This window comes from Sulfitobacter sp. M05 (assembly GCF_029285175.1).
In the GTDB taxonomy this organism is placed as follows: Bacteria; Pseudomonadota; Alphaproteobacteria; order Rhodobacterales; family Rhodobacteraceae; genus Sulfitobacter.
Map to the genome: position 1 here is coordinate 122,563 of NZ_JABEDH010000003.1, position 24,022 is coordinate 146,584.

The 24,022-nt window shown below is 58.0% G+C and carries 23 protein-coding genes; 13 read left to right on the plus strand and 10 right to left on the minus strand.

Annotated features, from left to right (window positions below; translation table 11 throughout):
• Positions 1-116: 116 nt before the first annotated feature.
• The gene (locus HKX44_RS14295; RefSeq protein ID WP_276152037.1) at positions 117-1,832 is read left to right on the plus strand and encodes a tetratricopeptide repeat protein; all 1,716 of its coding nucleotides are present in this window, start codon (positions 117-119) and stop codon (positions 1,830-1,832) included.
• Complete coding sequence (locus HKX44_RS14300) at positions 1,822-2,637, plus strand: 4-(cytidine 5'-diphospho)-2-C-methyl-D-erythritol kinase (protein ID WP_276152038.1); 816 nt, start codon at positions 1,822-1,824, stop codon at positions 2,635-2,637. The genes HKX44_RS14295 and HKX44_RS14300 overlap by 11 nt, the downstream gene beginning before the upstream one ends.
• On the opposite strand, the gene HKX44_RS14305 is transcribed toward HKX44_RS14300, so the two are convergent.
• Positions 2,630-3,628 (minus strand): polyprenyl synthetase family protein, encoded by a 999-nt coding sequence (locus tag HKX44_RS14305; protein WP_276152039.1) that lies wholly within the window; start codon positions 3,626-3,628, stop codon positions 2,630-2,632. The genes HKX44_RS14300 and HKX44_RS14305 overlap by 8 nt on opposite strands.
• 69 nt (positions 3,629-3,697) lie before the next feature.
• On the opposite strand from HKX44_RS14305, the gene HKX44_RS14310 reads away from it, so the two are divergent.
• The 3 genes from HKX44_RS14310 (at position 3,698) to HKX44_RS14320 (ending at position 4,948) form a co-directional block, all read left to right on the plus strand.
• Positions 3,698-3,913 (plus strand): DUF2007 domain-containing protein, encoded by a 216-nt coding sequence (locus HKX44_RS14310; RefSeq protein ID WP_276152040.1) that lies wholly within the window; start codon positions 3,698-3,700, stop codon positions 3,911-3,913.
• Positions 3,914-3,921: 8 nt separating this feature from the next.
• Positions 3,922-4,674 carry a methyltransferase domain-containing protein gene (locus tag HKX44_RS14315; protein WP_276152041.1) on the plus strand — a complete coding sequence of 251 codons (753 nt, stop codon included), beginning with the start codon at positions 3,922-3,924 and terminating at the stop codon, positions 4,672-4,674.
• Positions 4,675-4,783: 109 nt separating this feature from the next.
• Positions 4,784-4,948, plus strand: coding sequence for a YdcH family protein (locus HKX44_RS14320; protein WP_276152042.1), 165 nt, complete (start codon positions 4,784-4,786; stop codon positions 4,946-4,948).
• 1 nt (position 4,949) lies between these two features.
• Here the strand turns inward: HKX44_RS14320 and HKX44_RS14325 are convergent, their stop codons facing one another.
• The 5 genes from HKX44_RS14325 to HKX44_RS14345 form a co-directional block, all read right to left on the minus strand.
• Entirely contained in the window at positions 4,950-5,813 is an 864-nt protein-coding gene (locus tag HKX44_RS14325) for a DMT family transporter (RefSeq protein WP_276152043.1), read from the minus strand.
• Entirely contained in the window at positions 5,810-6,751 is a 942-nt protein-coding gene (locus HKX44_RS14330; protein ID WP_276152044.1) for a transcriptional regulator GcvA, read from the minus strand. Before HKX44_RS14330 ends, HKX44_RS14325 begins: the two co-directional genes overlap by 4 nt.
• A gap of 312 nt (positions 6,752-7,063) precedes the next feature.
• Complete coding sequence (gene phbB, locus HKX44_RS14335; RefSeq protein WP_276152045.1) at positions 7,064-7,786, minus strand: acetoacetyl-CoA reductase; 723 nt, start codon at positions 7,784-7,786, stop codon at positions 7,064-7,066.
• A 74-nt stretch (positions 7,787-7,860) separates the two neighbouring features.
• Positions 7,861-9,036 carry an acetyl-CoA C-acetyltransferase gene (locus HKX44_RS14340; protein ID WP_276152046.1) on the minus strand — a complete coding sequence of 392 codons (1,176 nt, stop codon included), beginning with the start codon at positions 9,034-9,036 and terminating at the stop codon, positions 7,861-7,863.
• Positions 9,037-9,202: 166 nt separating this feature from the next.
• A complete protein-coding gene (locus tag HKX44_RS14345; RefSeq protein WP_276152047.1) occupies positions 9,203-10,042 on the minus strand; it encodes an EAL domain-containing protein in 840 nt (279 codons plus the stop codon).
• A gap of 119 nt (positions 10,043-10,161) precedes the next feature.
• Between HKX44_RS14345 and HKX44_RS14350 the strand changes: the two genes are divergently transcribed.
• From HKX44_RS14350 to HKX44_RS14370, 5 genes are all read left to right on the plus strand, one after another.
• Positions 10,162-10,737, plus strand: coding sequence for a DNA-3-methyladenine glycosylase I (locus HKX44_RS14350; protein ID WP_276152048.1), 576 nt, complete (start codon positions 10,162-10,164; stop codon positions 10,735-10,737).
• A gap of 526 nt (positions 10,738-11,263) precedes the next feature.
• Positions 11,264-11,884, plus strand: a complete 621-nt coding sequence (gene rpsD, locus HKX44_RS14355; protein ID WP_276152049.1) for a 30S ribosomal protein S4 — start codon at positions 11,264-11,266, stop codon at positions 11,882-11,884.
• A gap of 130 nt (positions 11,885-12,014) precedes the next feature.
• Positions 12,015-13,115: a histidinol-phosphate transaminase gene (gene hisC, locus HKX44_RS14360; protein WP_276152050.1), complete on the plus strand. Its 1,101-nt coding sequence runs from the start codon at positions 12,015-12,017 to the stop codon at positions 13,113-13,115.
• Positions 13,099-14,022 carry a prephenate/arogenate dehydrogenase family protein gene (locus tag HKX44_RS14365; protein ID WP_276152051.1) on the plus strand — a complete coding sequence of 308 codons (924 nt, stop codon included), beginning with the start codon at positions 13,099-13,101 and terminating at the stop codon, positions 14,020-14,022. Before hisC ends, HKX44_RS14365 begins: the two co-directional genes overlap by 17 nt.
• A 23-nt stretch (positions 14,023-14,045) precedes the next feature.
• The gene (locus HKX44_RS14370; protein ID WP_276153722.1) at positions 14,046-14,816 is read left to right on the plus strand and encodes an extensin family protein; all 771 of its coding nucleotides are present in this window, start codon (positions 14,046-14,048) and stop codon (positions 14,814-14,816) included.
• Here the strand turns inward: HKX44_RS14370 and HKX44_RS14375 are convergent, their stop codons facing one another.
• Positions 14,817-15,818: a DUF2125 domain-containing protein gene (locus HKX44_RS14375; protein ID WP_276152053.1), complete on the minus strand. Its 1,002-nt coding sequence runs from the start codon at positions 15,816-15,818 to the stop codon at positions 14,817-14,819.
• 67 nt (positions 15,819-15,885) lie between these two features.
• On the opposite strand from HKX44_RS14375, the gene HKX44_RS14380 reads away from it, so the two are divergent.
• The 3 genes from HKX44_RS14380 to HKX44_RS14390 all read left to right on the plus strand — a co-directional run bounded on the left by HKX44_RS14380 (position 15,886) and on the right by HKX44_RS14390 (position 19,725).
• Positions 15,886-16,416 carry a gamma-glutamylcyclotransferase gene (locus tag HKX44_RS14380; protein WP_276152054.1) on the plus strand — a complete coding sequence of 177 codons (531 nt, stop codon included), beginning with the start codon at positions 15,886-15,888 and terminating at the stop codon, positions 16,414-16,416.
• A 75-nt stretch (positions 16,417-16,491) separates the two neighbouring features.
• Entirely contained in the window at positions 16,492-17,694 is a 1,203-nt protein-coding gene (locus HKX44_RS14385; RefSeq protein WP_276152055.1) for a biopolymer transporter ExbB, read from the plus strand.
• Positions 17,695-19,725 (plus strand): peptidoglycan -binding protein, encoded by a 2,031-nt coding sequence (locus tag HKX44_RS14390; RefSeq protein ID WP_276152056.1) that lies wholly within the window; start codon positions 17,695-17,697, stop codon positions 19,723-19,725.
• A 9-nt stretch (positions 19,726-19,734) separates the two neighbouring features.
• Here HKX44_RS14390 and HKX44_RS14395 read toward each other — a convergent pair whose 3' ends face one another.
• From HKX44_RS14395 to gloB, 3 genes are all read right to left on the minus strand, one after another.
• Positions 19,735-20,706, minus strand: coding sequence for a M23 family metallopeptidase (locus tag HKX44_RS14395; RefSeq protein WP_276152057.1), 972 nt, complete (start codon positions 20,704-20,706; stop codon positions 19,735-19,737).
• The gene (gene clpA, locus HKX44_RS14400; protein ID WP_276152058.1) at positions 20,703-23,024 is read right to left on the minus strand and encodes an ATP-dependent Clp protease ATP-binding subunit ClpA; all 2,322 of its coding nucleotides are present in this window, start codon (positions 23,022-23,024) and stop codon (positions 20,703-20,705) included. The genes HKX44_RS14395 and clpA overlap by 4 nt, the downstream gene beginning before the upstream one ends.
• Positions 23,025-23,199: 175 nt before the next feature.
• Positions 23,200-23,967 (minus strand): hydroxyacylglutathione hydrolase, encoded by a 768-nt coding sequence (gene gloB / locus HKX44_RS14405; protein ID WP_276152059.1) that lies wholly within the window; start codon positions 23,965-23,967, stop codon positions 23,200-23,202.
• Between the last annotated feature and the right edge of the window lie 55 nt (positions 23,968-24,022).

A 24,022-nucleotide genomic window follows, 5' to 3' on the forward strand; every position in this document is an offset into this window, starting at 1 on the left:
CCCCGCCTTTTTTTGGCTGAAATCCGCCTCACAGGACTGTCATGTCCTGCGCCGCGCCATTGCGCTTGCAGGTAGACCTGATAGCTTTGCATGCAAATCAAAGAGGCAGTCGAGATATGTTCAGAAACGTCCTAACTGGCGCAGCGGCCCTGCTGTTAAGTGCTGCGTTTATCCCTCAGGCCAATGCCCAATCTGTGGCTGGTGCCTATCTGGCCGGTCGCCATGCTGCTGTGAAATCGGACTACCGCGAGGCGGCTCGCTATTACGCCGAGGCACTGGCGCGCGATAGCAGCAATGTCGAATTGATCGAAAGCACCGTGTTATCCTATCTGTCGCTGGGGCGGGTGGAGCAGGCAGTGCCGCTGGCCCGTGTGCTGGAACAAAAGAACCAGACATCGCAGGTCGCGCGGATGGTGATCACCGCCGATCTGGCGCAGCGCGAAGAGTATGGCGAGCTGTTGGCGCGGGCATCCGACAGCGAGGGGATCGGCCCTTGGGTGGACGGGCTGGTCAAGGCATGGGCGCATGTGGGCAAGGGGGATGTGACCTCGGCTATGGTGGCATTCGACGCCCTAAGCAAAGAAGCCGGAATGCAGGGTTTTGTGTTGTATCATAAGGCGTTGGCATTGGCGTCTGTGGGTGATTTCGAAGGTGCTGAGCGGATATTCGGCACGGCGGCTGCCGGTGCGGCGGGCCAGACCCGGCGGGGTGTCATGGCCCATGCGGTGGTGCTGGCACAGCTTGAGCGCCACGAGGATGCTTTGGCCGTTTTGCAGACCAGCTTTGGGGATGCAACGGACCCCGAGCTGGACCAGATGATTGTTGCCCTCAAGGCGAAAGAGCCGCTGCCCTTCACGCTTGTGCGAGATGCAAAGTCAGGCATCGCAGAAGTTTTCTTTACCTTTGCTGCCGTGCTGAAAAGTGAAACGGCAGGGGATTACTATGTGCTGCTCTATTCCCGTGTGGCCCGTTTTCTGCGCCCCGGCCACGTTGACGCCCTGTTGCTGACCGCCGGCCTGCTGGAGAACCTTGGCCAAAACGATCTGGCCATCGAAGAATACAAAGCGGTGCCTGCCGACGATCCGGCATTTCATGTAGCTGAGCTGGGCCGGGCGGATACGCTGCGCCGGTCGGGCAAGGAAGATCAGGCGATTGAAGTTCTGGAACAGCTTGCGCGAAGTCATGGGGACCTTGCGGTGGTGCATTCCACGTTGGGGGATGTGCAGCGCGGGCAGGGGAACTTTGCCGATGCCATTGCGGCCTATGATCGGGCGATTGCGCGTATCGCTGATACAGCACGGGCGCGTTGGGTCCTCTATTATTCCCGCGGTATCGCCTATGAACGTTCGGGCAATGCAGAGATGTCAGAGGCCGATTTTCGCGCCGCCTTGGCGATCAATCCCGAACAGCCGCAGGTGCTGAACTATCTGGGGTACTCCATGGTCGAGCAGAACCGGAATCTGGAAGAGGCTCTGGACATGATCGAACGCGCGGTCGCGGCAAGTCCGCAGTCGGGCTATATCGTTGATTCACTAGGCTGGGTTCTGTACCGCATGGGCCGCTATGAGGAAGCGGTGGCCCATATGGAACGTGCGGTCGAATTGGTGGCGGTTGATCCGGTGGTGAACGACCACCTGGGAGATGTCTATTGGGCGGTTGGTCGGCAACGCGAGGCCGAATTTCAATGGAGCCGCGCGCTGTCGTTCATTGATGAAAAAGACAATGAGAGCGAGGCAGACCCTGACCGTATCCGGCGCAAGCTCGAGATAGGGTTGGATCAGGTTCTGGCCGAAGAGGGGGCACCGCCTTTGAAGGTTGCCAATGACCTTTGAGGTCTTTGCACCAGCGAAAATCAATCTGACACTGCATGTCACCGGACAACGGGAAGACGGGTATCATCTGCTTGATTCTATGGTGGTTTTTGCCGAGTTTGGGGACCGTTTGTGGTTCAGCCCGGAGCCGGATATCAGCCTTGATGTGACCGGCCCCTTTGCGCCGGGCGTACCGGTAGACGGTCGCAATCTGGTCTGGCAGGCGGCTGAAATGGCCGGTTGGACGGGCCGGATCACGCTGGAGAAAAACCTGCCGCATGGTGCGGGCATAGGCGGCGGGTCTACCGATGCTGGCGCGACGTTGAATGCCTTGGGGTTTCAGGGGGGCACGGCCAGTCTGGGCGCTGATGTGCCGGTTTGTCAGCGGCAGGTGCCGACGCGGATGCAGGGCATAGGCGCGCAGTTAACAGCCATTAATGGTGTTCCCCAATGCTGGGCGGTTCTGGTCTGGCCGGGCGTTGGTGCTGCTACTCCGGATATCTTCAAGCGTTTGGAAAGAAAGAATAACCCGGCAATGCCCGAGATCCTGCCGACGTTTCAGGAACCACGTCAAATGATCCAGTGGTTGCAAGGGATGCGCAATGATCTGCAAGCGACCTGCGCGGGTTTTGTGCCAGAGGTCGCGCAGGCGTTGGAGGTCTTGAGCGCGTGCGAGGGGCTGGCGCTGGCCCGGATGTCTGGTTCGGGGTCTACCTGTTTTGGGCTGTTTAACAGCATGTCAGAGGCGCGCGCCGCTGCGGCGAAAATCGCCCATGCACGGCCTGACTGGTGGGTCAAATCCTGTGTGATTGGCGGCGCTAGTTGATCCTGCTGACCACGTAATCCGCGATATCAGACAGCATGTCCTTTACCTCGTGGTCTGGCAATACCGCCAGCGCGCCCTTGGCCTTTGCTGCCCAGGACAGGGCGTCATCCTTGGTGGCGGCCAGCGTCTGGTGTTTGTTCAAGAAGGTCAACGCCTGTTCCAGATCGCCGTCTTCCTGACGGCCCTTTTCAATTGTGCGCACCCAGAATGCACGTTCGGCTTCGTCTGCTTTTGCAATGGCTTTGATCACTGGCAAGGTCAGCTTGCGTTCGCGGAAATCGTCACCGATGTTCTTGCCCGTCGCGCCGCTATCCCCTTGATAATCCAGCAAGTCGTCAACAATCTGAAACGCAATGCCCAAGGCATCGCCATAGTCGTAAAGCGCTTGAACCTCTGCGTCCGGCGCATCGGCGATGACGCCCCCCACCTGCGTCGCCGCAGAGAACAGAGCTGCGGTTTTGCCGCGTACAACCTGAAGATAAATGCTTTCGTCGGTGGCCAGATTCCGCGCCGCAGTAAGTTGCAGCACCTCACCTTCGGCGATGGTTGCCGCAGCGTTCGACAGAATCTGCATGACCAGCATGGAACCGGGTTCGGTCATCAGCTGAAAAGAGCGCGCAAACAGGTAGTCCCCAACAAGTACAGAAGACTGGTTGTCCCACAGCAGATTTGCCGTCGGACGGCCCCGGCGCTGATCACTTTCATCGACGACATCATCATGCAGCAGCGTCGCCGTGTGAATAAATTCAACTGTTGCGGCCAGATGGACATGATATGGCCCGCCATAGCCACACATCCGCGCCGCCGCGAGGGTTAGCATCGGGCGCAGACGTTTGCCGCCGGCCTCGACCAGATGGGCTGTCACTTCGGGAATTCGCGGCGCATGTTTCGACGCCATGCGCTCTCGAATAAGGGTACTCACCGCAGCCATATCATCGGTCAGAAAAGCCGCCAGCCGTTCGTGTGGTTTTACACTTGCATCATCGTTCATCAAGACGATCCCATTTCCCGCCCCGCAAAGAGGCTCGACAATCTGGCCGAACTGGCCCACACCTTTGATATGAAGGAACTTTTACGCACAACAGACATGACAGTTATCGCCTTTGCTCAAGCCCTTCTTGAGGGTGAGGATATAGCCTGCTTCGCAATGGACGTAAATATGAGCGCGCTGGAGGGTGGCATTGGAATTTTCCCGCGCCGGTTGATGGTTCATCCTGACAATCACGGTGCGGCTGAACGGGTGTTGCTGGACAATGACATCCCCCTCGGGCGTTAAGCGCGATTATGGGGCGATCTGATCAAGACGCGATCACCCGTGATGCTTTCCTTGGCGGGCGGCTTCACCTGCTCCAGCCCGCGCAGGGGTATCGCGCCGGTCTTGATGCTGTCCTGTTAAGCGCTTGCGTTCAGGCGGAAAAAGGCCAGCGGGTGCTTGAGCTGGGCTGTGGTGTCGGGGCGGCCATCCTGTGTCTTGGCTGCCGGGTGCCGGGGCTGGAATTAACCGGGATTGAGCGGGAAGCGGGGTATGCGGCGCTGGCCCGTCAAAATGGCGGCGCAGCGCTTGAGGTGGTTGAAGCGGATTTGACGGATTTGCCATTGCCGTTACGTCAGCGACAATTTGACCACGTTCTTGCGAATCCGCCGTATTTTGACCGGCGTGCATCGGTGGCTTCTGATGATCCGGCACGTGAGGCTGCGCATGGGGCGCAAACGCCCTTGGCAAAATGGGTCAAAACCGCAGCAAAACGGTTGGCCCCCAAAGGATATGCGCATTTCATTCATCTGACGGAACATCTGCCGGAAATCCTTGCTGCTTTGCCGCATGAGATGGGCAGTGTTGAGGTCTTACCGCTGGCGGCGCGAGCGGGGCGGGCACCGGACCGGTTCATTCTGCGGGCCCGTAAAAACGGGCGTGGGGCATTCAAGCTGAATGCCCCGCTGATTATGCACCAAGGGGCGCGTCATGTTGAGGATGGAGATACCTATGTGCCGGTCGTCAGGGCGGCGCTGCGCGACGGCGCTGCGCTGGTGTTTTAGGCGGGGTTAAGCGGTTGTTTACCCAACTTGTGGTTATGCTGCGCGGCGGCGTGACAGAACTGCGAATCTGTGATTCACTCAAGGTTCAACATTCATCAAGGAGGACTATATGGCTTTTGACGCACGTCTGGAGACCCTCAAGCGGAAACACCACGAGATGAGCGAAGCGGTTGAAACCGCGCAACGCGCACCGGGTTATGATGATCTGCAAGTTGCGACGATGAAGAAAGAGAAATTGCGTCTGAAAGAGGAAATCACGCGGTTGTCGAGCTAACCTAGTTTTTTAAACTCGCGCGCGCGGCGACAAACGCCCCGCCCGTAACTAAAACGGCCGCCCAAAGCAGTGTAAAGCTTGGGGCGGCCACGCCAGCAAGCACAAGAACAAGAGTAGACAGCAGCGGTGCTGCGTAAGAGCTGGTGCCCAGCAGCTGGATGTCCCCCTGTTTAACGCCGATATCCCAGACAAAGAAGGCCAGCCCGACCGGCCCGAGGCCCAGGCCGATGACAGAGGCCCAACCAAGGGCGGTTTCTGGCCAAACGGTTTCTTCAAATACCAGATGAAGAGGGAGAGACAGGCCCGCAGTTGCCAGACAGAAGACAGCAACCGTCGCCGTCGGAGCGTTGCCGACAAGGCGGGACAGCACTGAATAACCAGACCACGTCAGCGCGCAAAGCAAGGCAAGACCATAGCCTATGAGGTATTCAGTCGAAAATGCGGTTCCACCGCCCATGATGATCAGCGCGGCCCCGGCAAACCCAATAGCGGCCCCGATCACATGCCCGGCCATCAAGCGTTCACCAGGCAAAAGACCAGAAAACACGACAATTAACAGCGGCCAAAGATAGGCGATCAAACCTGCCTCGGCGGCGGGGGCCAGACGCAGGGCGGAAAAATAAAGCGCGTGATAGCCAAAAAGACCAATTGTGCCAAAGGCATATACCTTGAAAGGGACGGCGCGCAATGTCGGCAGGGCACCGTTGGATGCCGCCCAAATCAATCCCAATGTGCCGCCCATTGCAAAACAAAGCGTGTTTAGCAGCAATGGCGGCACGGGGGCCGACCCAACCGTGAACAATGCCAACAAGGCCCACAAAAGAACCGCGATAAAGCCGACGAAGGTGGCGCGTGTGCGTGTCATTTCAAGGCAGGCCTTTTCAAGAGTGTCATTGCGTCCGCAATGGCCGCAGTTTTGTCTATTTCACGTAATATCCATTGTTTGAAGGCGTCAATCTGAGGCCGCGTTTCGGCCCCTTTTTGGCATAAAAACCGGAAGCGTGCGCCAGTATTGAGCGCTGTGCCGTAGGGGGCGACCAGCCGGCCTTCGGCCAGATCTTTGATCACCAGTGCCCGCCTGCCAAGGGCAACGCCAATGCCAGCAAGCGCGGCGTCCAGCGCATGGTCACCTTGTGAAAAACGCGGGCCGTTAGGGATCAGCGGTGGCAGGTTCATCGCCGCGGCCCAAGCCGCCCAATCGGTTGGCGGGTCAAGGAAGTTTATTGATTCATCAACGATCAAAACCGCCTGTGCCAGATCGGCAGGGGTTGGATATTTCGCAGCCAGCTCAGGTACCATAACCGGCGTGACCCATTCTTCGGCCAAGGGCACCGCATAAAGGTCTGGGTCCGCCTGAAAACCAAAGCGAATTGCAACGTCGATGTCGTCCCGCACAAAATCCATCAACCGAAGCGAGGCTGAAAACCGCAGTTCGATTTCGGGGTGTTCCTGTGCAAACTCGAACAGTCGCGGGGCCAGCCATTTGGCGGTAAAGGCTGGGCCGGCCGTCACCGTCAGCGAATGATGATCCTGTGTTCGCTGCGCTGCGCGCCAGCCGTTTGTCAGGGTTTCGAAGGCTGCCTTGGCATCAGGGGCCAGCGCCCGTCCTGCATCTGTCAACTCAACAGCGCGGTTCAGGCGCCGAAAAAGCGGTGCCCCCAGATGGGCCTCCAGTGACTTGATCTGAAACGACAAGGCGGCGGGCGTGACATTTAATTCTGCTGCCGCAGAGGCAAATGACATGTGGCGGGCGGCGGCGTCGAAGGCGCGTAGTGCGGTGAGTGGGGGGAGGGGAGCTGCCATGTTCAGTTAAGTACAGCTTAACCGAAGTGTTGGAAAGTCTCGTTTGTCAGTCTGTGTGGCGCAGGTCATATTAAGGTCAGTTCAAAAACACTTCGTTAGCTGCCAAAGGAGCTTTCCGATGATTGAAGCCACTACAAACCCCGCTGCCCGCAAAGCGATGCAAAAAGCCCACGACGCGCGGGGGCAGGCGATGTCATCCGTTTGGGCGTGGCTGTTCCGGTCTTCCCGCTGACGCGCTGCAGAGCGTCTTACGGGATAAAAAAGGGCGGCTCACTCCTGAGCCGCCCTTTTACATTTCAGATTTTCGACAAATCAGACGAAGAATTGCGCTCCGTTGGCCGAGATTGTGGACCCGTTGATAAAGCCGGCGTCGTCGGCCACCAGGAATTTCACGGCGCGGGCGATTTCTTCTGGCTCGCCCAGACGTCCGGCCGGTATTTGTGCGATGATGCTTTCGCGCACTTTTTCAGGCACAGCCATAACCATGTCGGTGCCGATATAGCCCGGGCAAATCGCGTTGGCGGTGATGTTTGCGCGGGCGCCTTCTTGTGCCAGTGACTTCACAATGCCCAGATCGCCGGCTTTGGTTGCCGCATAATTGACCTGTGCGAACTGACCTTTTTGACCATTGATCGAAGAGATGACGACAATGCGACCGAATTTGCGTTCGCGCATACCTGTCCAGACAGGATGCACCGTGTTGAACACACCGGTTAGGTTGGTGTCGATCACCTCGTGCCACTGTTGTGGTGTCATTTTGTGGAAAGGGGCGTCGCGGGTGATGCCCGCGTTTGCCACCACGATCTCAACCGGGCCAAGATCCGCTTCGACCTGTTCGATGCCAGCCTTGGAGCTGTCATAATCCGCGACGTTCCACTTGTAGGTCTTAATTCCGGTTTCTGCGGTGAACGCTGCTGCGGCTTCGTCGTTGCCTGCGTAGGTTGCAGCGACGGTATAGCCTGCTTCCTTGAGTTCTTTAGAAATGGCGGCTCCGATGCCTCGGCTGCCTCCGGTAACAAGTGCGACACGGGACATAAGTTTCCTCCGGTTGGGTTCGTTTATTGCTATTCAAAAAGTTGGCGCGCAATTTTATTGCGCGCCCAATCTTCTTAAGCGCGCTCTACGCACATAGCAACACCCATGCCGCCGCCAATGCACAATGTGGCGAGACCTTTCTTAACGCCACGCCGCTTCATTTCGAACAACAGGGTGTTCAGGATGCGTGCGCCGGATGCGCCGATGGGATGGCCGATGGCGATGGCACCGCCGTTTACATTGACGATGGCCGGATCCCAGCCCATGTCCTTGTTGACGGCGCAGGCTTGTGCGGCAAAGGCTTCGTTGGCTTCAACCAGATCAAGGTCTTCAGCCTTCCAACCGGCCTTTTCCAGCGCTTTGCGTGATGCATAGATCGGTCCAACGCCCATGATCGACGGATCAAGGCCGGCAGTGGCATAGGAGGCGATGCGGGCCAGTGGTTCGATGCCGCGTTTTTCTGCTTCTTCTGCGGACATTAGCAGGGCACCAGCGGCTCCATCGTTTAGGCCAGAGGCATTGGCCGCCGTGACAGAGCCGTCCTTGGCAAATGCCGGACGCAGTTTCTGCATTGCGTCCATTGTCGCGCCGTGACGGATGTATTCATCTGCGTCGACGATCGTGTCGCCGCGGCGGCCCGGTACCGTATAGGCCATGATCTCGTCCGCGAATTTGCCGGCTTTCTGGGCGGCTTCGGCCTTATTTTGCGAGGCCACGGCAAATTCATCCTGCTGTTCGCGGCTGATCTGCCATTTTTCAGCAACGTTTTCCGCGGTCTGCCCCATGTGGTAGCCATTGAATGCATCCCACAGACCATCTTTGATCATGGTGTCGATCAGTTTCATGTCGCCCATCTTTTGACCAGCCCGCATCGCTTGAGCATGGGGGGACATGGTCATGTTTTCCTGACCACCAGCCGCAACGATAGAGGCATCGCCCAGCTGGATGTGCTGTGCGGCAAGGGCCACAGCGCGCAAGCCAGAGCCGCACACCTGGTTGATCGACCAAGCAGATGATTCTTGAGGGAACCCGGCGTTGATATGGGCCTGACGGGCGGGGTTCTGGCCTTGGGCCGCGGTCAAAACCTGACCCAAAATCGTCTCGGAGACTTCCGACGGATCTACACCGGCGCGGGCCACGAGTTCTTTTAAAACGGCAGCACCCAAATCATGAGCGGGGGTATTCGCGAAAGCCCCTCCAAAGCTGCCCACAGCGGTCCGTGCAGCAGATGCGATGACGACATTGGTCATTAATAGCGTTCCTCTTCCAATGGCAGAGGAAAAAGTGACATTCCGGGCAATATCCGCTCAGAACGACTCCCCCACCTTCTGGGCAAGGTGATACAACATGGTACACCGCGCGGCAACTAAGCCTCTGGTCGTGCTGAAATGGCAGAACTTATGGGAAGGTGCCGCTTTAGCCGGCCCGCTTGTTCCGGGATTGCAGCCAAGCGGGCCGTGTCGTTGGCGCACCAAATTGATACCCTTGCAGGCAATCAAACCCCAGTTCGGTCAAGAGGGCCGCATCTTCGGCGTTTTCGACAAACTCTGCCACGGTCAGCATGTCGAAATGTTCAGCAATCGACAATAGCGCGGTGGTAATTACCCTGTTTTCAGGATTTTGCGCGATACCGTTGATAAACTGTCCGTCGATCTTGACGATGTCAAAGTAGAAATCGCTGAAATAGCGGATCGCAGTAAAGCCGGCCCCGAAATCATCAAGGGCAAAGCAGACCCCCTTGGGCTGGAGGTCGTCCATAAAATCGACGACAAGTTCGGGCACCAGCATTGCCGAACTTTCGGTGATTTCAAGGATCAGCCGTTCGCCCAATGTCTTGTCCTGACGTAGGTGCCGGTTCAGCATTTTGGTCCAGCCACCATACCCGATAGAGCGTGCTGACATGTTGATCGACAGGCGCAGTCCCGGATTTGCACTTAGGGCTTGCAACCCCATGCGCAGCGCCAAAACGTCAATTTCGCGCCCCAGCTCCGTGGCTTCGATGACGGGCATGAATTCGCCGGCTGGGATCACCCGCCCGGTCGCGTCAAGCACACGAATCAGCCCCTCGTAAAACGCGACCTTGTCGTGATTACTGGCCCGCATCACCGGCTGATAAGCCAGCAAGGTCTGCTTATGTGCAATTGCCTCTTTTACCATGTCTATTGTCGTCTTGTCGCGTTGCGACACCGCATAATTCAGCGGATTGTCCGCCCCGGCGGGCAGATCGGCAATGCGGCGTTTAATGCGGCTGACCACGACAATTTACTTTCTTCAGTGATTGGTCGACCATGGCGACCAAGTTCTAAGGGTGTGTTAAAATGCCGATTTGGATCGAATTTTAGTCAGCCCTGTGCGCGGGCAAGTTGGAGGGCGATATGGAGCGTTGCGGATGGGCCGGCTCAGAACAGATTTACATGGATTATCATGACACTGAGTGGGGTGTGCCGGAATACGACAGCCGTGCTTTGTGGGAAAAGCTGATCCTCGACGGGTTTCAGGCCGGGCTCAGCTGGATCACAATCCTGAAAAAGCGCGACAATTTTCGTAGCGCATTCGAAGGGTTCGACCCCAATGTGATCGCAGGGTGGGGCGAACCGGAGGTACAGCGCTTGCTGGGAAATGCGGGCATCATCCGGCATCGCGGCAAGATCGAGGCCACGATTACCAACGCCCGTGCATGGCAAAAGGTCGAGCAGCGCGTGGGATTTGATAGCTTCATGTGGGGCTATGTCGACGGCACCCCTTTGCAAAATAGCTGGGCGACATTGGCAGATGTCCCCGCCAAAACGGCTCTTTCGGAACAGATATCGAAAGACCTCAAGAAAGAGGGGTTCAAATTTTGCGGCCCCACGATTGTTTATGCCTGGATGCAGGCCTGTGGGTTGATTAACGATCATCTGGTGACCTGTCCGAAGCGTGCGGAATGTGCCGCGATGGCGCGGGAGAAATAAGCGGATTTACGAACGGCTGGTCGGCAAGGTTTGACGCCTCAGTTTTGCCGAAGTTGCAGTGTAGCCTTTGTGTGAGCCTTGGCCAGGGCGAAGTAGAGCATAGGGGCGGGCAATGGAAGCCACCGTAGAAATCGTAAGGTTTATTCATGAAAACCGTTTGGTTGGGGCAGTGTCGCTCGCCGCATTTATCCTGTACTTTTTCCTGTCATCGCGTCGCGGCAAACAGCGGCAGCGCGCAGCTCACAGCGATAGGCTGACCTCTAGAAGCTCGGAGTATTACAGTACAGAGATTGACGAACTGCAACGGTAGACGACTGTGATCAGCTTTCGTCAAAGGCGAGGCTGTATTCCTCCTCCTTGAACGCAAAAGCTGTGATTTCCCTCTGTCGTGCTACTCCGTCCATTGACTCCCCCAATATCCGCCGTATAAGCGCGCATTCATTGGTGTTGGTGGCCCCCGCAAGGGGATGCCTGTCGGGGTTCGCCCAAAGGACAACGCCCTTTACATATCTAAAGGAGAACAGCCGTGACCAAACGCACCGCTGCCAAGCACAAACTCGACCGCCGCATGGGCGAAAACATCTGGGGCCGTCCAAAGTCACCAGTCAACCGTCGCGAATATGGCCCCGGCCAGCACGGTCAGCGCCGTAAGGGCAAAATTTCCGACTTCGGTATTCAGCTGCGCGCCAAGCAGAAGCTCAAGGGCTACTACGGCGACCTGACCGAAAAGCAGTTCCGCCGCATCTACGGCGAAGCTGAGCGTGTAAAAGGCGATACAGGTGAAAACCTGATCGGTCTGCTGGAGCGTCGTCTGGACGCGGTTGTGTACCGTGCCAAGTTCGTGGCCACAGTATTTGCCGCCCGCCAGTTCGTGAACCACGGCCACGTCCGTGTGAACGGCAAAAAGGTTAACATCCCTTCCTACCGCGTAAAAGAAGGTGACGTGATCGAAGTACGTGACCGTTCCAAGCAGATGGTTGCATTGCTTGAAGCCACTCAGCTGGCAGAGCGTGACGTGCCTGACTATATCGAGGCTGACCACTCCAAGATGACTGCGACATTCACACGCACCCCAACTTTGGGCGACGTGCCATATCCAGTTGTTATGGAACCAAACCTCGTCGTGGAATTCTACGCGAAGAACTAATCTTCGCCTTTTCATTCCAAGCCAATCACAGGGGCTGCGACGGGAAACCGCCGCGGCCCTTTGCTTTTGGCACTGGTCGCGCCCCTCCCTCAAGGCTAGAACGTCTTGAAACCAGAGACAGGACGCGCAGATGACGCAAATCGCACCGCAGCCCGGCATTATGGACATCACGCTTTATCAAGGGGGGGCCGCATCTGTGGCCGGCCTTGAAAATGTGGTGAAGCTATCGTCAAATGAAAACCCTTTGGGCCCGTCACAGGTTGCTATTGACGCGTTCCGCCGGGCGTCTTTCGCGTTGCATCGCTATCCGTCCACGGACCATGGTGCCCTGCGTGCTGCCATCGCCGAAACCCATGAGATTGACGCGGACCGCATCATTTGCGGAGCCGGTTCAGACGAAATCATTGCATTTCTCTGTCAGGCCTACGCTGGCCCCGATACCGAAGTGCTGCATACTGAACATGGGTTTGGCATGTACCGGATCAATGCACTGGCCGCCGGCGCGACACCGGTCGAAGTGGCAGAGCGCGAACGTGTCACCGATGTCGATGCCTTGCTTGAGGGATGCACAGACAAGACGCGACTGGTATTTATGGCCAACCCCAATAACCCAACAGGTACGATGATCGGTGCGTCGGAAATCGCGCGGCTTGCTGACGGTTTGCCACCCAAGGCGCTGTTGGTGCTGGATGGTGCCTATGCCGAGTATGTTGAAGGGTATGACGGCGGGGCATCCCTTGTTGATAGCCGCGATAACGTCGTGATGACGCGCACCTTCTCCAAGATCTACGGGCTGGGCGGGCTGCGTGTTGGCTGGGGGTATTGTCCGAAACATGTGGTGGATGTGCTGAACCGTGTGCGCGGCCCGTTTAACGTCAGCCAAGCAGCGCTAAGTGCTGCGGAAGCTGCGGTACGAGATACCGCCTATCTGGAGCATTGCCGCACTGAAAACGCGCGCTGGCGGACATGGATGGCCGATGCCCTTGCTGAAATCGGCGTGCCGTCGGATGTGTCTTGTGCCAACTTTGTGCTGGCGCGGATGGCCAGTGCTGAAGACGCGGATGCCTGCAACGCCTATCTTGCCAGTCAGGGCCTGCTGGTTCGTCCGGTAGGGAGTTACAAGCTGCCGAATTGTCTGCGGATCACCGTCGGGGACGAGGCCAGTTGCCGGCGTGTTGTTCATGCCATCCGAAAGTTCAAAGAAGGGGCTGTTGATGCCGCAAGTGTATGAACGTGTCGCTCTGATCGGTCTCGGGCTGATCGCCTCCTCTATGTTCTGGGCGATAAAGCGGGGGGGGCTGGCAGGCGAGGTGACCGGCTTTGCGCGTTCGCCCCAAACCCGCGAAACAGCGCGCGAAATCGGCCTGTGTGATCGGGTGTGCGACACAGTTGCAGAGGCTGTCGAAGGGGCCGATCTGGTGGTGTTTTGTGTGCCCGTCGGTGTCATGGGGGCAGTTGCCGCCGAAATAGCCCCCTATCTAAAGGCCGGTGCTACGGTTTCCGATGTGGGCTCGGTCAAGGCGGATGTCATCGCGCAGGTCGCGCCGCATCTGCCTGATAACGTCCATTTTGTGCCCGCGCACCCGCTTGCCGGGACCGAGCATTCTGGCCCTGCGTCCGGTTTTGCCGAACTGTTCGACAACCGCTGGCTGCTGATTGTACCGGCTGATGGCACCGACCCCGCTGCAACGGCGCGTTTGCGCGCCTTGTGGGAAGGCATGGGTGCAAATGTTGAAGAAATGGATGCAGAACACCACGATTTGGTTTTGGCCGTGACCAGTCACGCGCCGCACCTGATCGCCTACACCATGGTGGGCGTCGCGGATGATCTGCGCCGGGTGACCGACACCGAAGTGATCAAATATTCCGCTGCCGGTTTTCGTGATTTCACTCGTATCGCGGCGTCAGACCCCACCATGTGGCGTGACGTGTTCCTGTCCAACAAAGATGCCACGCTGGAAATTCTGGGCCGTTTCACCGAAGAGTTGTTCGCCTTGCAGAGGGCGATCCGGCAGGGTGATGGGGAACACCTGCACAAGTATTTTACCCGCACCCGGGCAATCCGGCGCGGGATTATCGAAGCCGGCCAAGATACGGATGCCCCTGATTTCGGGCGGGGCGCGGAGCGCAGCAAGTGATCCGGATCTGGGTCGCCTGTTTGATGCTTGGTTCTACGCAGCTGGCATTTGCGGCGGATCCCGCGGCCTCTTTAAGGCCGGTGTTGCGCGGCGGTAATGTTGCCCAGCAGCCGGTAACACTTGAGCCGTCAGGCGCAATTTCCCAACCGCCGCAAAGCGCGCAGCAAGAGGCAGTCAAGCAGCGTGGTGGCATATTTTCCTCCCTGCGTCCGCTTTTTCGCAGCAAGAAAGCAGCCAAAGAGGGACGGGCCCGCAAGCAACAACTGGCCAAAGGTGCCCTGTGTGGGGACACCGCAATTCAGGGCGAAACGGTGGGCCGTGTCACCGGCAAGCTGCGCGGATGTGTCATTGAAAACGCTGTAAGGGTGCGTTCGGTTTCTGGCATTGGCCTAAGTCAACAGTCGGTGATGGATTGTAAAACGGCGGGTGCCCTCAAGCACTGGATAGAAAATTCAGCCAAGCCGGCCTTGTCGAAAAAAGGGGGTGGGTTGAGCAGCATCCGAGTGGCGGCGCATTACGCCTGCCGCACCCGCAATAACCAGAAGGGTGCCAAGCTGTCCGAGCATGGCAAGGGCCGCGCGATTGATATCTCCGGCTTTAGGCTGGCGGACGGCACTCAGGTCAGCGTGTTGAAAGGCTGGAAGGCACGGCGCTATTCCAAGGCGCTGCGGCGGATGCACAAGGGGGCCTGTGGGCCGTTTGGCACGGTTCTGGGCCCCAAGGCGAACCGCTTTCACCTTGATCACTTCCACTTTGACACCGCCCGATATCGCTCGGGCAGCTATTGCAGATAGTCAGCGCTGGAACAGACGCGGGGCAGGGCCGATCGGGATTGGCCCGAGGAATGCGCGGCCTTCAACAAACCGCAGTTTGAGGTCAAGCCGGGCCGGATCACCGCCCAGATTGGCCAGTGCGTTCAACATCACCTCTGCCTGTGGCCGCATGTCCGCGCCAAGCAGACCAGCGTTCTCGGCCAGTTCAAGGGCAGCGCGCCAGTTCTCGATCAATAGGTCAAGCTGACCCTCCGGGGTGCCCGATGCATCCAGTTGGATTTGGCCGGCAAGATTTATCTTAACCGGTCCCCAGCTCAGCGCAATTCGTTGAATCTCTATCTCACGGGGGGATGGTGCCGGCTGGTTCAGCGTGTGGCGATCAAGCGGTGCGTCAAATGTAACGGTGGCATCTGCAACCGCGGTGTCAAACGTCAGTGGCCAGTCAAGCGGCAGGGACAGGGCGCGACGGACCATCCCGCCCGGAACCAGCTGTGCAATGTCCAATGTAATGCGGTAGACTTCAGCGGTGCCCCCCTGGCGCAAATCCCCCGCGAAACCCTGTGCATTCAATAGGTTGCCCTGTTGCAGGTCCAGTTGCCAAGGACCGCTGACGGCATTCAGGTGATCCAGTTGCAATGCAGGTGAAGGATGCAGGCGCAGGGCCGCCCGCGCGTCTGGGGCCGTCAACGCGAACGCGACATCCGGCGTTGAAATGTCGACCGCTGTTTGTGGGAAATGCACCGCAAGGTTACCGGGCCAATACGACAGGGCCGTGATCCGCAGGGCATCCGCAGAAAATCCGTGTCCAGTCCGGGGCGATTTCAGCGCGAGCTTGTCCATCCCCAGATCAAAACGCCCGGGAAACCCGCCCAGCTGTACCGCGCTGACATCCGCTTGCCAGCCCGCGCTGCGGCGTTGCTCTAACCATTTGTTCAAACCGGTTTCCAGCGCAGTTGTGGCAAGCAGCCACCAGATGCCCCAAAGCACAGCAAGCACCGCAATTGTCCAAACCAGCCTGCGCACCTGCAAAACCCCTTTAACTTAACCCTCAGATGCGGTTTACCGGCCCCGACAAAGAAGGACCAGCACGATGGCATTATGGGTATTCGGATACGGATCACTTTTGTGGAATCCGGGGTTTGAGGTTGCAGAGTCTGTGATCGCCAGCCTGCCGGGTTATGCGCGATCTTTTTGCATGCGCTCGATCCACCATCGTGGCACGCTCGAAGACCCCGGATTGGTACTGGCGCTGGATGAACAACCGCAAACCGCCTGCTCTGGCATGGCCCTGCGGGTGATGGACGGACAAGAAGACGAAACGCTGGCCTATCTGCGCGAACGCGAACTGGTGTCAGCGGCTTATCTGGAAAAGATGCTGGATGTGACCCTTGCAGATGGGCGCATTGTGACGGCCGTTGTCTATGTCATTGACGAAAACCACGAACAGTATTGCGGCGGTTTGCCGTTGGAAGAGCAGGCACAGATCATCGCAATGGCCGTCGGCGGGCGGGGGCCAAACACAGAATATCTCTATAACACGGCTGATCACCTATGTGCCGTGGGACTGGAAGATGCAGACCTGAACTGGCTGCATACGCGTGTGAAAGCGCTCGCGGGATAAAGCCTTGGCAAACTAGTGCGTTTTCTGTCTAATCTACCCAGAGAGCAGTAATACCGGGGCAGGAGAAACGGCTTAATGGCGCAGGCAGACCGCGCGGAGCGACCACAGTTTTCCCAGCCCTTCCGTCAGATATCATTGATGCTGATCGTTCTGGGGCTGACCGGCTTCGGGGCCTTTCTGGCATTGCCCTCGGTTTATCCGATTTTTGTGGCGAACCCCTATCTGAACGGGGTGATCATTCTGGTATTCTTTATCGGCGTGCTGGCGTGTTTTTATCAGGTATATCAACTGATTGGATCGGTTCGATGGATCGAGAACTTTGCCTCTGACGCGCCCGACCCCGACACGGTTGCTCCGCAACTTCTGGCCCCGCTGGCGTCACTGCTGCGCACACGTGGCGCACGGATGCAGGTTTCCGCAACCTCGACCCGCTCGATCCTGGATTCCGTTTCCACCCGTATCGACGAAGCCCGCGAGATCACGCGTTACATCGTTAACATGTTGATTTTTCTCGGTCTCTTGGGAACGTTCTATGGTCTTGCAACGACGGTTCCGGCGGTTGTCGATACAATCCGCAGTCTCGCCCCCTCTGAAGGGGAGGGGGGTGTTGATGTTTTTGGTAAGCTGATGACGGGGCTGGAAGCGCAGCTGGGCGGCATGGGCGTTGCCTTTGGGTCGTCTCTTTTGGGGCTGGCGGGGTCTTTGGTTGTGGGGTTGCTAGAGCTTTTTGCGGGGCACGGGCAAAACAGGTTCTATCAGGAACTTGAAGACTGGCTTAGCTCGATCACCCGCGTAGGCTTTAGCGCCGGTGAAGATGCAAGTGGCGAACAGGCGGCGATGGCGGGCGTGTTGGATCATTTGTCAGAGCAAATGGTCAACCAAATGGATGGGCTGCAATCACTATTTGCCAATTCCGAAGCGGGTCGCGTTGTTGTTGATGAAAAGCTGGGTAAGCTGGCCGATGCCGTCGACCGGATGACCGAGCGTATGCAACGCGATGATGCCGCTGCCGTCGCGCTTGAGCGGATCGCGGGCGGGCAGGAGCGGCTGATCACCACACTGGAGGCGCATAGCAGCGACGGTATAGACGCCGAAAGCCGGATGCGTTTGCGCTCGATTGATGTGCAGATGTTGCGCATTCTTGAGGAGATTTCAGCGGGCCGTCAGGAAACCATGGCCGAGTTGCGACAGGATATCTCCCTGCTGGCCCGGGCGATATCCGGCACGCCGCCGCGGCGGGTACGCGCGCCCGACAAACCGGGTGGAGGAGAGCGATAGATGGCTCTTTCGCGTCGCACCGGTGCGCGCTTTCAAAGCTCGATCTGGCCCGGGTTTGTCGATGCGATGACCGGCTTGTTGCTGGTGCTGATGTTTGTTCTCACCATTTTTATGGTGGTGCAGTTTGTCCTGACGGAACGGATCACCGGGCAGGAAAACGAGTTGAATACCCTGTCAGGCGAGGTTGCCGCCCTTGCGCGGGCGTTGGGGCTTGAGGAACGCGATAATGCCCAGCTTGAGGCGCGGTTGGGGGCACTGAACGCGTCGTTGCAATCGGCACAGGACGTGGCATCGCAGCAAGAGGCGTTGATTGCGGCACTGACGGCGGAACGCGACACACAGGCCCGGGCGCTGGATGCGGCAGCCGGTGAAATCACGACTTTCGAAGCCCAGGTTGCCGGGCTTTTGGCCGATCGGGAACGGGATCAGGCGGTGCTGTCCGATTTGCAGGCCCGCGAGGCAAAGTTGATCACCGATCAGGAAGCCCTGAATTTGGCGTTGGCCAATGCGCGCAGCGAAATTGATGCCAAATCAGAGGCGGCACGGTTTGCTGCGGCCCGTCGCGAAGCGCTTGAGGCACTGGTTGCTGATTTACGTGCCCGCAACGGAGAAACGCAGGCACAGGTCGTCGATCTGCAAGCGCAGGTTGCCGCCGGTGTCGACGCTTTGAGCGCTGAAGAAGCCGGGCGTCTGGCCGAAGCGGCAGCCGCCGAAGCCCTGCGCGCCCGACTGGCTGAGGCGGATGCAGAATTGACCGCGATGACCCTTGCGCTGGAGGCGCAGCGTCAGGAAGCCGAGGATACATTGACCCTGCTGGCGGCGGCGCGCGCGGCGCAGGGCGATCTGGATCAAACACTGGCCGAAACGCTGATCCGGTTGCAGTCGGCACAACAAGAGGCACAGGCAGCGGCAGGGGCACAAACCGATCTAACGAAGGCCAATTCGGAAATTACACGACTTGAGAATGAGGTCGCCGGGCTAAGCACCACTGTAGCGGACTTACGTGGTCAGCTGGGACAACAGAAGGCCGCGGCGGATCAGGCCACAGCTTCGGGCGAGGCCGTTCGACAGGAGCTTACAGCGGCGCAGCAGGAGCTGGACAGCTTGCGCGCAGCGGTCGCAGCGCAGGAAGCCGTAGCAGCAGAGCTGGGCACAGACCGCGAGGCATTGCGTGCCCGTCTGGCCGCCGCCGTCGCGGCCCGCCTCGCGGCGGAAACAGAGGCGCAGGATCAAGCCAGCCAAGCCGAAGCCCGCGCCGCCCTTTTGGACGCTGCCCGATCGGCCCTTTCAAAAGAGGAATCCACAAGTGCCGACGCGCAACGCCAGACAGAGTTGCTTAACCAGCAGGTTGCCGCCCTGCGTACGCAGTTGGGAAACCTTCAGTCGTTGCTGGATGATGCCAAGGCCCGTGATATCGCAAAAGACGTGGAATTGCAGTCCCTTGGAAATGAACTGAACACAGCGCTGGCCCGTGTCGCAGCCGAAGAAAGCCGCCGTGCTGATTTGGAAGCTGCCGAACGTGCCCGCCTAGAAGCCGAAGCCGCGGCCCTGAAAGCAGAAACCAAGGATCTGGAACAATATCGGTCAGAGTTCTTTGGCCGGCTCAGGGATGTGCTGGGGGCGCAGGAAGGCGTGCGCATCGAAGGGGATCGGTTTGTGTTTTCCTCAGAGGTCCTGTTTCCACCGGGGGGCGCTGTGTTGTCTGATGAGGGGCGCGGCGAAATTGCAAAAGTTGCCAGCATTCTTCGATCTGTCGCCGATGATATCCCTTCAGAAATTGACTGGGTGATCCGCGTTGATGGACATACAGACAATCAACCCTTGTCCGGTTTCGGAGAATTCGCGGACAATTGGGAGCTGAGCCAGGCGCGGGCGCTGTCGGTTGTGAAGTATATGATCAACTTTCTGGGCATCCCGCCTGGGCGTTTGGCTGCGAACGGGTTTGGCCAGTATCAGCCGGTAGCATTGGGCAATAGTGAAACGGCCCGGGCGCAAAACCGTCGGATTGAGTTGAAATTCACCGAGAAGTAACGGGGGCAGTCATTTGATGATGACGTGTTCCTGTCGGCTATTGATCACGATCCCTCCCCGCAACAAGGTTGCCCGCGCAACATAGGGTCCCGCTGGCCACGTCTCGCGCCGTCGCAGGTGCTGGCCAACGGCACGAAAAGTCTGGGCATTGCGTCTGGTCAACGTGCGATCTTCGGCGATGACCACCCCCTGCGGGCCGCTGATCTCCAGCCGGATGACATCATCTTTTCGGGTGCCGAAGCTAAAGCTGTAGATAAACAATGCGGGTGCCGTGACGGGCAAGGTGCGAACGGGGGCAAGCCCGTCCTTGACAGCCTCGTATTTCGGCATTGCGGTTCTTAACCCTACTTCCAGAATACCGCCCGGTTGATAGGTTGGCGTCTCGGCCCAAAGGGTGCTGTCCCCCGGGCTGGCGCAGGTCAGTGTGCCGTCCGGATCAAAGGGATCAACAGGTTTGCCGTCCTTACGCACCGAGAGATGCAGATGCGGGAATTCGGTACGGCCAGACAGGCCGATCTGCCCCAGAACATCACCCGCCTTGACCATCTGGCCTTTTTCGACGCTCACGCTGCCCTGTTTTAAATGGCAATATTGCGTTTCCCAGCCACCGGGATGCGCCAAAACAACGCCGTTGCCGCATTCTTTGCCCTTCACGCTGGCCGCCGTTTCGTCGGTGTATCCGGTATCGGGCATCTGGTTGCGCCGCCCCCGTACCTGACCGTCTGCGGCGGCCAGAACGTCAACGCCGGCCCGCATTCGTGCACGGTTAGGCAGGGCAAAATCGGTGCCCTTGTGCCCGTCATAACTCAGGTCCAGACATTGATAATCGCGAGACGCGTCACCCGGATCACGGTCCATATATTGCTGAATATAGCAGCTGTCGCCTAATGTGCAGTCCACCGGGAATTGCAAGCTTAACCCCTCTGCCGCAGCACTGCCGGCAAAGGGGAGGGACAGGGCCCAAAGGCCCCGTCTTATCATTCCGCAGTCAGCAATGGTGGTTTGTTGCCTGACAGCTGGCGTTTTCCATGATCAAGGATCGTCAGTTCAAGTTCGTCTTTCTTGACCCCGACTTTCACAACGCCACCTTTGGCAAGCTTGCCAAACAGCAGCTCTTCGGCCAGCGGCTTTTTGATGTGTTCCTGAATCACACGTCCCAGCGGACGTGCGCCCATCTTGTCATCATAGCCTTTGTCGGCCAGCCATTCGGCGGCCTTCTTGGACAGTTCAAAGGTGACGTTGCGGTCCATCAGCTGTGCTTCCAGCTGCAGCACGAATTTTTCGACCACTTGCAGGATCACTTCTTTGGGCAGGGCCGCAAAGGAGATGACGGCGTCCAGACGGTTGCGGAATTCCGGCGTAAAGGTGCGTTCAATCGCCGCTGTATCCTCGCCGGTGCGCCGTTCGCGGCCAAAGCCGACAGCCTCTTTTGCCTGCTCGGAAGCCCCGGCGTTTGACGTCATAATGATCACCACATTGCGGAAATCCACCGTGCGCCCGTTATGATCTGTCAGCTTGCCGTGGTCCATCACCTGCAACAGAATGTTGTAGACATCCGGATGGGCCTTTTCCATTTCGTCAAGCAGCAGCACACAATGCGGGTGCTGATCAACGCCATCCGTCAACATGCCACCCTGATCAAATCCGACATAGCCGGGAGGGGCGCCGATCAGGCGTGAAACCGCGTGTTTCTCCATGTATTCGGACATGTCAAAGCGCAGCAATTCAACACCCAAGGTGTCGGCCAGTTGCTTGGCCACTTCGGTTTTCCCGACACCGGTTGGCCCGGCAAACAGGTAGTTACCGATGGATTTTTCCGGTTCCCGTAGCCCGGCCCGCGCCAGTTTGATTGCCGATGCCAGCGCTTCGATGGCGGCGTCCTGGCCAAATACCACGCGTTTCAACGATGCTTCGAGGTCCTTCAAAACCACCACATCATCCTTGCTGACCGACTTTGGCGGAATGCGGGCGATGTTGGCGACAACGGCTTCCACCTCTTTGGTGCCGATGGTCTTGCGACGTTTGGAAGCGATAACCAAATGCTGCGCGGCACCGGCCTCGTCGATGACATCAATGGCAGAATCCGGCAGTTTACGATCGTTGATATACCGCGCCGCCAGCTCAACCGAGGTTTTGATCGCATCAGAGGTGTATTTGACCGAATGGTGATCCTCAAAATAGGGCTTGAGGCCTTTGAGGATTTTCACGGCATCCTCGACAGAGGGTTCATTCACGTCGATTTTCTGGAACCGGCGTGCCAAGGCACGGTCTTTTTCAAAGTGTTGGCGGAATTCCTTATAGGTGGTCGACCCCATGGTGCGCAGCTTGCCACCAGCCAGGGCAGGCTTGAGCAGGTTCGACGCGTCCATTGCGCCGCCAGAGGTGGCACCGGCACCGATCACCGTGTGGATTTCGTCGATGAACAACACGGCATCGTCGTGATCTTCCAGCTCGGTCACCACGGCTTTAAGGCGTTCCTCAAAATCGCCGCGATACCGGGTACCAGCCAGAAGCGCCCCCATGTCGAGCGAGAATATGGTTGTGTTTTCCAGCACTTCGGGCGTCTCACCCGCAACGATCTTGCGCGCCAGACCTTCCGCAATGGCGGTTTTCCCGACACCGGGATCGCCGACCAAAAGCGGGTTGTTCTTGCGGCGGCGGCACAGTACCTGAATGCAGCGTTCGACCTCGTTGTCCCGCCCAATCAGGGGGTCGATGTCGCCCTCGCGGGATTTGGCGTTCAGATCGACGCAGTATTTCTCAAGCGCGGTCTCTTTCTTCTCGCCTTCGGTCACCCCTTGGGTTTCTTCCTCATGTTCGGGGGCACCGGCAACCGGACGGGCCTCGCCATACGCGGGGTCTTTGGCAACACCATGGGCGATGTAATTCACGGCATCATAGCGCGTCATTTCTTGCTCTTGCAGGAAATAGGCGGCATTGCTTTCGCGTTCGGCAAAGATCGCGACCAGAACATTCGCCCCGGTTACCTCAGTACGACCGGAGGACTGTACGTGGATCGCCGCGCGTTGGATGACCCGCTGAAAGGCGGCGGTCGGCACTGCTTCAGAGCCATCCACATCCGTCACAAGGTTGTTCAGATCATCGTCGACAAATTCGACGAGTGTCTCGCGCAACTCGTTTATGTCGACAGAACAGGCTTTCATCACCTGCACCGCGTCGGGTTCGTCGATCAGCGATAAAAGGAGGTGTTCCAGCGTTGCGAATTCGTGACGCCTTGCATTGGCCAGTGCCAATGCTGAGTGGATTGCCTGCTCAAGTGTATTTGAGAATGAAGGCACCTGCGTGCTCCTTATCCTGTGGGCCGGTGGGAATGCTGTGGTATGACAGGTTCCCGTGCCGACCATGGCCTCTTAGTGTTAGAGTTTGGTTGATCGTGGCGCGTCTTCAAGCATTTTCTTGAAAAAACTGGCTTTTGATCACGATATTTTGCAATTTTTGTCTTGTCTGTGGCGGTCAGAAAACATCTTTCTGCCTGCGGATTTCTGTGAACACTTCTGCATCAGAAGCGGTTTGCATCCCCAAATGCGCACGAATGCCCGGATCGGCGGGGCGCAAAAAGGGGTTGGTTTCAAGCTCGGTTGCAAGGGAGGACGGCACCGTGGGTTGCCCCTTGGCGCGGGTCCGTGTGATTTTTTCTGATCTTGATATAAGGGCGGGATTTTCCGGATCAACCGTCAGAGCGAATTTCGCGTTGGACGCGGTATATTCGTGGCCGGAACACAGAGTTGTTTCTGGCGGCAAGGTCATCAGCTTTTGCAAAGATATCCACATTTGCTCTGGCGTGCCTTCAAACAGCCGGCCACAACCAAGCGCCATCAGGCTGTCGGCAGTGAAACAGACCTGCGCGGTGGGAACATAAAATGCGATATGGTTCAGGGTATGGCCGGAGACGTCGAATATCTCGGCCTCAAGCGCGCCCAATTGCACTTTGTCGCCTTCACTCAGAGCAACATCCAACGGGGGCAGCCGGTGTGCGTCGGCTTTGGCCCCGACAACTTGCGCCGGATGGCTGGCGAGCAGATCGGCCAACCCGTCAACGTGATCCCAGTGGTGATGTGTCAGCCAGACCTGACTTAACGTCCATCCCCGCGCCTCCAGCTCGGCCTTAATCGGCGCGGCATCCGGCACGTCGATAACCGCCACTTCGCCAGTTTCGCCATCGCGCAACAGATAGGCATAGTTATCGGTGAGGCAGGGAATGGTGATCAGGTCAAAGGCCATGGTGGATTTTTCTGTTGTTGCTATGATTTGACCAAAGTGACACCGCAAAGGCAGG